Raw genomic sequence first — 8,476 nt, forward strand, 5'->3', positions numbered from 1 at the left:
CAGGCAGGCGATGGGGTGGATTAGGCGGCAGCCGAGCTGGTGAATAAGTCTGCTATGGAGACATTCACACCGCGCTTCTGAACCACCTCAATGATCTTCTGGGCCACCTCGAGACTCGGCGTGCGGATGCCAGCCTCGTAGTTGCCGATTGTTGATTGGCCAAGGCCGCAGGCTTCGCCCAGCTCTTTCTGGGTCATGCCTGCCTTGACTCTGAGAAAACGAATGTCCACGACATCACCTCGCTGCGTTTTAGAACACAATATCACGTTTTGTGGTTTATTCAATCACAAAACGTCGAGTGCCTCTAACACGCTCCGTGTTGATAATGCAGATCAAGTGACACAAGTCGTGTCACCGGCTAGCCCGAGCCGGCCGGATTCATGACTAGAGAGGTTCAGGTGGCAGGACCAACGATCGGCGACCGCATCAAAGAAGCCAGGCTGCAGGCTGAGATGACGCAGCCCGAGCTGGCAAGAGCATGCAAATGGGCTTCCCAGGGGCGCGTTTCCAACTACGAGCGCGGGATCCGGGAGCCCAAAAGTGGCGATGTGGCTCTATTGGCCAAGGCCCTGGGCGTCAGCGAAGCGTGGCTATGGACCGGTGAGGAAAGCGCCAGTACAAGTAACGTCACCAGCTTACAGTCGCGCCGCCATGCACCAGACGGCAACGCCGATCTCATGGATGCCGAGTTGATCGAGGGCGATGAACCGCTGCGACCTGACGAGGTATGGCTTCCGGTATTTCGCGAGGTGGAGTTTTCCGCTGGTGACGGTGCGACCCAGGTCATAGAGAACCACGGCGTCCAGGAACGCTTCAGCCTGCCGCGCCTATCCCGCTATGGCGTCCAACCAGAGAACGCTGCCCTGGCAACGGCGCGGGGTGACTCGATGGTTCCCGCCATCACCGACGGCGCAACCATTGGCATTGACAAAGGGTGCCGCCATATCGAGGACGGCAGGATCTACGCCCTTGACCACGCTGGCATGCTGAGGGTCAAGCGCCTCTACCGCCTTCCCCTGGGCCGGGTGCGCGTGGTCAGCGAAAACGCAGACGAATACCCCGAAGAGGTCTACAGCCTGGCCGACCCAGACGCACCTAGGATCCTGGGCCGTGTGTTCATGGCCGAGAATCCGCTGTGATGCCTGGGTATCATCTGCTAGGCGACCTGGCACGGTGAGGGTCAGGTCTGCATCAAGGGCTAGGTCTTCTGGTCCAGCACCATGTGGTAGCGACACTTTCCGGCAGGAGTGGCTTTGATGGACAGAATCGATGAGCTGGAGCGGCGTATGGAGGCGCTCGAACGCAAGAGCACGCGCAATGAAATGGTATCCATGTACTTGATGGATGCCACGCTGGAGCTATCTCGCGCGATTCAGAAAGGCGGCAGCGCCAGCGATAGCGCGCACGCTGCCCTGGCAACAGAATCGGTGAAACAGGCACTAGAAATGCTCAAAGACCCATCCGGTCACGAGGGAGCCAGCCGTGGAGAATAGGCAGCTTCTCGACATGCTCGAGCTGAAGATGATCGAGGATGAGGCGGAAAAGCGCCTGGGTGGCCTTTCACGTTATAATGAAGCGGAAGCCCATTATGGAGCCGATGCCTTGAGTCAACAGGATCGCTATCTCGACGCCCGCCTTGAAGGGATCGAGAGCAAGCTCGACGCCCGCATGGAGGCTATGCAGCGGTTTCAGGAGCAGGCTGAAGCGCGCTTCCAGAAAGCTGAAGATCGCTTTTATCAAGCAGAAGAACGCTTCAGCGGGGAGGTAGCTGCTCTCCACCAGACGATCAACACTCGCTTTGATGAAGCGCGCCGCCACTCCACGCACGTAGCTATCGCAACTGTAGCAGGGGTGGTCGCTGCCGTGGGTCTTTCCTTGGCCGTTGCCGTTGGCTGGATCAGCGAACAAGGCAGCTACGCCCAGTCCTATGGCGAGACTCAGGTGGAGATTCAGCGTGCCGCCGAGGAGCGGGCCGAGTTCCGCGAGGCAGTACAGGCGATCCAAGGTACCCAGCAGTCGATTCTTGAGCGCTTGCCACCATCCGAGGCACAGTAACCCTCCCTCGATGCCCGCCACTAGGGCGAGCTTTCGCTACCCCTGCTATTCTGAAGTGGCCTTAGCCCGGAACAAGCAGGGGATCATCATGATGGATCGACTTCTGGCCATGCTGGCCGCCCTCCTCCTCTCCTTCGGCGCAATCGCTGCCGAGCCGGCCGCCGAGACCACCGACCCAAGCCCACCCGCCGTCTACTTCGCTGATCTTGAAGCGTCTGTAGCCTGCGATCCAGTCACACTGGACGCTATGCCAGACGAGGTCATCCTGGCACAGGGTTGTTGCCGGGTATGCCGTACCGGCAAGGCTTGCGGCAACTCCTGTATCAACCGCTCCTATACCTGCCACCAGCCGCCAGGATGCGCTTGCAATGGGTAGCGCGTCCCGCTGGGCCACACTCTCCTTGGTCGCGATCCTCGCGCTTCTCGCCTGCGCTCATGCAGCCGCCGCGGACTGGGATGGCTACGATTGGGAGACCGACGCCAGCATGCGCATGGAGGCACAGCCAGGCATCCAGCCTGGCGCCCGCATCGAGCTATACGACGCTGGCTCCGATAGCACTCACCTCGCCACCGTGGAGACGGTGATCCCTTTCGACGAGTCGCTGCTGATCCTCGAGCTCTACGACCACACGCTAGAGAAGCTGCGGACTATCGAGTTCTACCTATAGCCCACCAGCCTCCAAGCCCGCCCACCGTGGCGGGCTTTTTTATTTCTTCAATCTCAGACACTTAGGTTTATTCATGTCAAATAATCACAAAACGTGGTTGACGTATAAATCACATTTTGTGATATTTAATCACGTCTGCAGGCAGAGCCTACCGAACGGAGGCTGACCGCCACAGCCGCTCTTTAACAACATGCGATCCCCTCCCCCTGGGGCCACAAGGGGGCATCCACCGCCGCGGCGTCAGGCCAGTAGCAGGACGCGGCGGCCAACGGCAACAGCAGGTGGATGGGCACGGTCAACCCGAGCGGGGCGCCTGGCGATTGAGGGCCAAGGCGTTGGGTAGGCAACCCGGGCAGAGAACGATGCCCAGCCGTGTCACAGCAGTACGCGATCCGCTGCGCAGTGCGGCCAAGCGCCCCGCCCCGGGGCTGAGAATACCGGGGCCATCGATAAGTCGCCTGCCCTGCCACGCCATGGGACCAGGGAGACCAGGCGGCTTATCGATGCGGTGAATGCGTAGCCCTTGGGTAGCGCACGTTAACTGAGAGCCTGGTGGCGGCAATGCCATAGGCATCTGCATTGTGCGGGCCGGCGCGGCCACCGCGTAGCCGGCCTGTCGGACATGAGTTCAGACCACTGCATCGCTCTATCGAATCCCTGCCAGCCCCACCAGGGGCGATCCCATTGCCCGCCACCTCGGCGGGCTTTTTTACACCTGCGGGCTCGCGATCAGCGGGCCGCGCCGCGACACGGAGGCCGCATGCAGCCGATCACCAAGCAGGAGAGCCGCCAGCGCAATGACCGGCAGGCCTCCGCCAGTCTCTACCGCCGCCGTCGGATCATCGACCAGCGCCTCAGCGATAGGCAGCTGGAACGCCAGTTGAAGGAGGTGTGGGAATGATCAACAACCCCGTGCTTATCGAGCACCGCGCCCAACAGCGGGCCCAGGGCGTGGTGATCGCCGGACCTCAGCGACCCATCATCGCCAGCCGACCGTTCGACCCCGAGCGCGCCCGCGATGCCCAGGGCCTGGCCAATGCCCGGCGCTGGGCGGATTACCACGCCCGCCGCGCCGGCCAAGCCGCGGCGCTGATCCAGCTCTGGAGGTGACCCATGAAGACCGTGGCCCCACCACCCATGACCCGGGTCGAGGCCCAGGTCGCTCTGGTGCGGCAGATGCTCACCGAGCATGGCCGCACCCGCGCTGATTGGCTGGCCATCGTCGATGACTGGCCCTACCGCATCCACATCGAAGCCGTGCCGGCCGACGAGGTTCCTGAGTCGGCGCGCCAGTTTCTCGACAAGGAGCCCCGCCATGACCCCGCAACAGAGTGAGCTACTGGCCGGCATCCAGGCCCTGGCCATCGCCGCCCGCGAGCAGACCGGCATTCCCACCGCCTACTCGTCCTATTCCACGCTGATCGACGACCACCCGCTGATCATCAACGCCAGCGTCACCATCATGCCGGCAGGCGCCGCCCCCTGGAGCATGAAGGGCACGACATACCGGCTCCGCGACCCTGGCGAGAACGACCTCGCCGGACTGCGCGACGAGCTGGCCCAGTGGGTCGCCAGCAACCGCAAGCAGGAGGCCGCATGACTAACGCAGATTTACCGGCGATGCCCGTGCCTGGGCTGAGCCACGACGACGACTTCAACGGACTCACCAAGCGCGAGCGCTTCTGCATCGCCATGGGCGTGCCTGCCACTGGCGATGCTGAGCTTGACAAGATCATACGTGCTGGCGTCAGGCAGCAACATGCCGCCCTGGCAATGCAGGGAATGCTGGCGAGTGGCAACTGGCAGCCTGGGGCTTTCTCAGCCTCGGCAGTGAGGAGTGCAGATGAGTTGCTAGAGGAGTTAGAGCGCACCGGAGGTGAGCTATGAGCGCAGCTATCGACATTACCTGCCAGCCGGTGCACTACCGGCAGTTCGACCCCGATCAGCCGCAAACGCCGGCCGAGGCCTGGCGAGACGGCGACGCCGCGGCATCCACGGCATTCGCCGAGTGGCTGGCGAGCGACGAGCAGCGCCAGGCCCTGGAGGAGCTAATCAGCCTGCACAGCGACGACGAGACCGTCCAGGCGCTGGTGGAGCAGTGGGCAAAGGAGGCGGCATGAGCAACGAGACGAAGTGGGCGCCGGGGCCCTGGCGTTGCGACCAGAGGCAGATCATTGCGCCCCGTAGCGAGGAAAGCCGAGGCGGGCTGGTGGCGACGTGCCGAGGCTCGGGCCACACGCGGAGCATCGCCAATGCCAACGCCCGCCTGATCGCCGCCGCGCCGGAGCTTTATGACTGCCTCCAGGCCTTCCCGGGCTTCAACGCCGATCCCGAGCAGATAGTCGCTTGGACAAAGTGCTGCCTAGAAGTTGAGGCCAAGGCCCGCGGCGAGAACTGAAAAGCCCCGTCCAGGTGGAGCTGGGCGGGGCCGGTGATTCGCACAGAATCGAGAGGAGCATACACCATGAGTGACCATGACAACCAGCACCTGGCGCTATGGCACCAGGTGGAGAAAACACCCACCACGGCCACCAAGCAGGCCAACGTCAACGGCCAGACCATCACGGCCATCGACACAATCCACATGGTCAAGCTGGCCACCAAGGTTTTCGGGCCCCAGGGCATTGGCTGGGGTTACCGCATCGACGTTGACCGTTTCGACCAGGGCGCCCCGGTGCTGCTCAAGGAGCAAGTCATCGGCCACGAGCTGACGCATACCTGCCAGCTAACCCTCTGGTATGAGTGGGGCGGCAAGCGCGGCGAGGTGAGCCATTTCGGCCACACCCGGGCCGTCTATATGACCAACAAAGGCAAATTCATCACCGATGGCGAGGCGCCCAAGAAGTCGGTCACCGACGCCATGAAGAAGTGCCTCAGCCAGCTTGGCTTTGCTGCCGACATCTTCGGCGGCTTGTTCGACGACACGGGTTACCGCCAGCTCCGCGAGGCCGAAACGCGCCTCGAGCAGGCCGAGGACTTCGACGCCGAGCTGACCAAGTGCCGCGACGAGTATGCCGACTGGCTCAAGCGCGAGTGCGACACCCTGCGCACCAAGATCCCGCACCCTCGCAGCATCCAGATTGCCGCCGAGACCATGCTCCAGCGCATCAACGACCGGGCCAGCGTTGCCCGGGTCGATCCCGCCAAGGGTATCGCCATGATCCACAAGGCTCGAGACGAGGGTATTGCCCGCGTCCAACAGGCCCGCGAGAAACAGCAGGAGACCGCCGCCAATGAGTAACGCCGCCGAGAACCTCGCTCCCCAGCCCTACGCCGCCGAACTGATCGAGCTCAACAACGTCGAGAAGCAGCTCGGTGAGCTACGCGCCAAGTACGGCACCGTGCCCGACTACGCCACCAAGGAGGGTTATGCCGCCGGCAAAAAGGCCATCCAGGCGCTGACCAAGATGCGCACCGGCACCGACAAGGCCCGCCTGGCAATCACCCAGCCCCACCGCGACTTCGTGGCCCAGGTGAATGAGCGCGCCAAGGGGTTGATCGCCGAGGTCGAGAAGCTGGAGAAACCCCACCGCAACGCCAAGCAGGCGGTGGACGAGGCGGAGGAGCGCAAGCGCCAGGAGCGCATCGCCAGCCTGCGCGAGAAGCTGTCCAAGGAGGTCACCAGCTACCTGGATACCGCCGCCGGCCTCGGCTCCACCGCCCTGGCCGACCTGATCGATGCCGCCGAGGGTATCGACACCGAGGGCTATTACGACATCACCTCCGAGGCCGAGGACGAGAAAGCCCGGGTGCTCCGGCAGCTTCGCGATATGCATGCCCAGGCCCTGCAGCGGGAACAGCTGGCCGCCCAGCAGGAAGAGATCGAACGTCAAAAGGCCGAGATGGCCCGGATGCAGGCGGCGATGGCTCCTGCCGCACCGGCTGAGCCCGCTGAGCCTACCGTCCCCGCCGAGCCAGCCAAGCCCCGGGAAGTGGTCACCGCCGGCGGCACCGTCTTCGGGTTCGACGACGAGAGCCCCTGGGACGAGGCGCTCGCCGACCTGATCGGCCTGGGCATCGATGTCTCCGCCGCCGAGTGCGTGCTCGAGGCTATCAGCAATGGCGACGTGCGCCACGTCACCCTCAACGCCACTACCGGAGAGTGACCATGCAAGGCCTCACCCCGATCTGCCCGTACTGCGGGCAGTTCTCCCGCCAGGTCGGTGGCGATGCCATCTACCCGCACCGCCCCGATCTCTATCACAAGACCTTCTACCAGTGCGCTCCCTGCGATGCTCACGTTGGCACCCACCCCGGCACCGATAAGCCCCTGGGCCGGCTGGCCAATGCCGAGCTGCGCGAATGGAAGCAGCGCACCCATGCGGCATTCGATCCCATCTGGAAGGACCGATACCTGAGGAAGTCAGCCGCCGACCCCGACTACAAGAAGGGGATGGCCCGGGGCGGGCGGTACAAGCGCCTTGCCGAGCTGATGGGGATCGACAAAGAAGACTGCCATATCGGCATGTTCGATGTCGCCGCCTGCCAGCTGGCCATTCAGATCTGCGAGAGCGGCGCCCTTCACGACTGATCACCACCCGGGGCCGGCGGGCCCCTCACCCACCACCCGAGAGGGAAATCCCATGAGTCACCCCACCGACGTGACCAGGTTCATCGAGGACCTGGATGGCGGCGTCCTGGCTGAGCGCCTGGGCGTCATCCTCAGCCACGCCGCGGCAGCGGCCACCGACAACCCTAAGAAGAAGGCCAAGGTCAGCATTGACCTGGAGATCAGCAACATCGGCTCCGGCGGCCGGGTCGGCATCATCCATAAGCTGGCCTTCAAGATCCCGCATGAACACGGCACCCAGGCCGAGGACCACACCACGGAAACGGTGATGTACGTCAACCAGGGTGGCGAGATGACCCTGGAGCCCAAGAGCCAGATCGACATGATCGGCCACTCCCACCGCCAGAAGAAGGAAACTGACGCATGATGACCAAGGACGCCCTGCAGCATATCGAGTCCAGCCACAAGACCGGCACCGAGGTGGCCGAGGGCCAAGCCCTGATCCTGGGCAGCGAGTTCAAGCTCGCCGACCTGGAGAAATACCAGGGCCACCGCCGCCGCTTCCGCGGCCAATTCGAGACCCAGGGCCTGGAGGCCTTCCTGGCCTATGTCGCCGCCCGGACCACTAGCAGCGTACCGGTCTTCATCGACCAAGATCGCATGGCCGCCGACTGCTACCTCGATATCGGAGAGATCGCGCTGGCCGGGCACTGCGACCACCGTGCCACCCTCACCCTGCCCAAGACGCCGGAATTCCGCGCCTTCCACCAGGCCAATGGCCGTACCTATGACCAGGAGGGCATAGTCGAGCTGCTCGAGGACTGGGGCCACCTGATGGAGTTCGCTAACAGCGAGGGCGAGGCCCTGGACTATCGCAAGGTGCTGCACGCCTTCCGAAAGGTGTCGATCGACGACCTGACCAGCATCGACAGCGAGAAGCAGGAGCACTCCAGCCAGGTCGGCGTCATGAACAAGGTCACCGTGAAGAACGCCGAGCGGCTGCCGGTGGTGATCACCTGGCGCTTCGCTCCCTATGACGGCCTGACCGAGCGCGACTTCGCCATGCGCGTGGCCAGCTTGACCAAAGGCGGGCCCAGCTTCCGGCTCCGCGCCGTGAGCCTGGAAGCCGCCGAGAAGGAGATCGCCGAGGAGTTCGCCGGCAAGATCACCGAGACCCTGGCCGACTGCGAGTGCCTGTTGGGCCAGTTCACCCCCTGACCAACGCGGGGCCCTACGGGGCCCT

17 protein-coding genes are annotated in these 8,476 nt (G+C 63.7%); 16 read left to right on the forward strand and 1 reads right to left on the reverse strand.

Translation table 11 applies throughout. The features are described 5' to 3' along the window. Nucleotides 1-20 precede the first annotated feature (20 nt). The gene (locus HPA02_RS17610; RefSeq protein ID WP_146804511.1) at nucleotides 21-230 is read right to left on the reverse strand and encodes a helix-turn-helix transcriptional regulator; all 210 of its coding nucleotides are present in this window, start codon (nucleotides 228-230) and stop codon (nucleotides 21-23) included. Nucleotides 231-398: 168 nt separating this feature from the next. Between HPA02_RS17610 and HPA02_RS17615 the strand changes: the two genes are divergently transcribed. The 16 genes from HPA02_RS17615 to HPA02_RS17685 all read left to right on the forward strand — a co-directional run bounded on the left by HPA02_RS17615 (nucleotide 399) and on the right by HPA02_RS17685 (nucleotide 8,451). Then, the gene (locus tag HPA02_RS17615; RefSeq protein WP_186810024.1) at nucleotides 399-1,139 is read left to right on the forward strand and encodes an XRE family transcriptional regulator; all 741 of its coding nucleotides are present in this window, start codon (nucleotides 399-401) and stop codon (nucleotides 1,137-1,139) included. 117 nt (nucleotides 1,140-1,256) lie between these two features. Then, the gene (locus HPA02_RS17620; RefSeq protein ID WP_146804513.1) at nucleotides 1,257-1,493 is read left to right on the forward strand and encodes a hypothetical protein; all 237 of its coding nucleotides are present in this window, start codon (nucleotides 1,257-1,259) and stop codon (nucleotides 1,491-1,493) included. Nucleotides 1,494-1,506: 13 nt separating this feature from the next. After that, a complete protein-coding gene (locus HPA02_RS17625; protein ID WP_146804514.1) occupies nucleotides 1,507-2,055 on the forward strand; it encodes a hypothetical protein in 549 nt (182 codons plus the stop codon). 368 nt (nucleotides 2,056-2,423) lie between these two features. Further along, complete coding sequence (locus HPA02_RS17630) at nucleotides 2,424-2,723, forward strand: DUF5334 family protein (protein ID WP_146804515.1); 300 nt, start codon at nucleotides 2,424-2,426, stop codon at nucleotides 2,721-2,723. A 760-nt stretch (nucleotides 2,724-3,483) separates the two neighbouring features. Beyond that, on the forward strand, nucleotides 3,484-3,624 hold the full coding sequence (locus HPA02_RS18310; RefSeq protein WP_186810025.1) for a hypothetical protein: 141 nt from the start codon (nucleotides 3,484-3,486) through the stop codon (nucleotides 3,622-3,624). Next, nucleotides 3,621-3,833 (forward strand): hypothetical protein, encoded by a 213-nt coding sequence (locus HPA02_RS17635; protein ID WP_146804516.1) that lies wholly within the window; start codon nucleotides 3,621-3,623, stop codon nucleotides 3,831-3,833. The genes HPA02_RS18310 and HPA02_RS17635 overlap by 4 nt, the downstream gene beginning before the upstream one ends. 3 nt (nucleotides 3,834-3,836) lie before the next feature. After that, nucleotides 3,837-4,058, forward strand: a complete 222-nt coding sequence (locus HPA02_RS17640; protein WP_146804517.1) for a hypothetical protein — start codon at nucleotides 3,837-3,839, stop codon at nucleotides 4,056-4,058. Continuing rightward, entirely contained in the window at nucleotides 4,039-4,323 is a 285-nt protein-coding gene (locus HPA02_RS17645) for a hypothetical protein (protein WP_146804518.1), read from the forward strand. Before HPA02_RS17640 ends, HPA02_RS17645 begins: the two co-directional genes overlap by 20 nt. Continuing rightward, nucleotides 4,320-4,610: a hypothetical protein gene (locus tag HPA02_RS17650; protein WP_146804519.1), complete on the forward strand. Its 291-nt coding sequence runs from the start codon at nucleotides 4,320-4,322 to the stop codon at nucleotides 4,608-4,610. The genes HPA02_RS17645 and HPA02_RS17650 overlap by 4 nt, the downstream gene beginning before the upstream one ends. Then, entirely contained in the window at nucleotides 4,607-4,843 is a 237-nt protein-coding gene (locus tag HPA02_RS17655) for a hypothetical protein (protein WP_146804520.1), read from the forward strand. Before HPA02_RS17650 ends, HPA02_RS17655 begins: the two co-directional genes overlap by 4 nt. Next, entirely contained in the window at nucleotides 4,840-5,121 is a 282-nt protein-coding gene (locus tag HPA02_RS17660) for an XkdD/Y8K6 family phage-associated protein (protein WP_146804521.1), read from the forward strand. The genes HPA02_RS17655 and HPA02_RS17660 overlap by 4 nt, the downstream gene beginning before the upstream one ends. 66 nt (nucleotides 5,122-5,187) lie before the next feature. Continuing rightward, on the forward strand, nucleotides 5,188-5,964 hold the full coding sequence (locus HPA02_RS17665; protein WP_146804522.1) for a Rad52/Rad22 family DNA repair protein: 777 nt from the start codon (nucleotides 5,188-5,190) through the stop codon (nucleotides 5,962-5,964). Then, nucleotides 5,957-6,829 carry a hypothetical protein gene (locus HPA02_RS17670; protein WP_146804523.1) on the forward strand — a complete coding sequence of 291 codons (873 nt, stop codon included), beginning with the start codon at nucleotides 5,957-5,959 and terminating at the stop codon, nucleotides 6,827-6,829. Before HPA02_RS17665 ends, HPA02_RS17670 begins: the two co-directional genes overlap by 8 nt. Nucleotides 6,830-6,831: 2 nt before the next feature. Then, on the forward strand, nucleotides 6,832-7,254 hold the full coding sequence (locus tag HPA02_RS17675; RefSeq protein ID WP_146804524.1) for a zinc-finger-containing protein: 423 nt from the start codon (nucleotides 6,832-6,834) through the stop codon (nucleotides 7,252-7,254). Between the two features lie 52 nt (nucleotides 7,255-7,306). After that, nucleotides 7,307-7,660, forward strand: coding sequence for a YfdP family phage-associated protein (locus HPA02_RS17680; RefSeq protein ID WP_146804525.1), 354 nt, complete (start codon nucleotides 7,307-7,309; stop codon nucleotides 7,658-7,660). Next, nucleotides 7,657-8,451 (forward strand): DUF2303 family protein, encoded by a 795-nt coding sequence (locus tag HPA02_RS17685; RefSeq protein WP_146804526.1) that lies wholly within the window; start codon nucleotides 7,657-7,659, stop codon nucleotides 8,449-8,451. Before HPA02_RS17680 ends, HPA02_RS17685 begins: the two co-directional genes overlap by 4 nt. Nucleotides 8,452-8,476: the final 25 nt, after the last annotated feature.

It is taken from the genome of Bisbaumannia pacifica, assembly GCF_007989625.1.
GTDB classification, from domain to species: domain Bacteria; phylum Pseudomonadota; class Gammaproteobacteria; order Pseudomonadales; family Halomonadaceae; genus Bisbaumannia; species Bisbaumannia pacifica.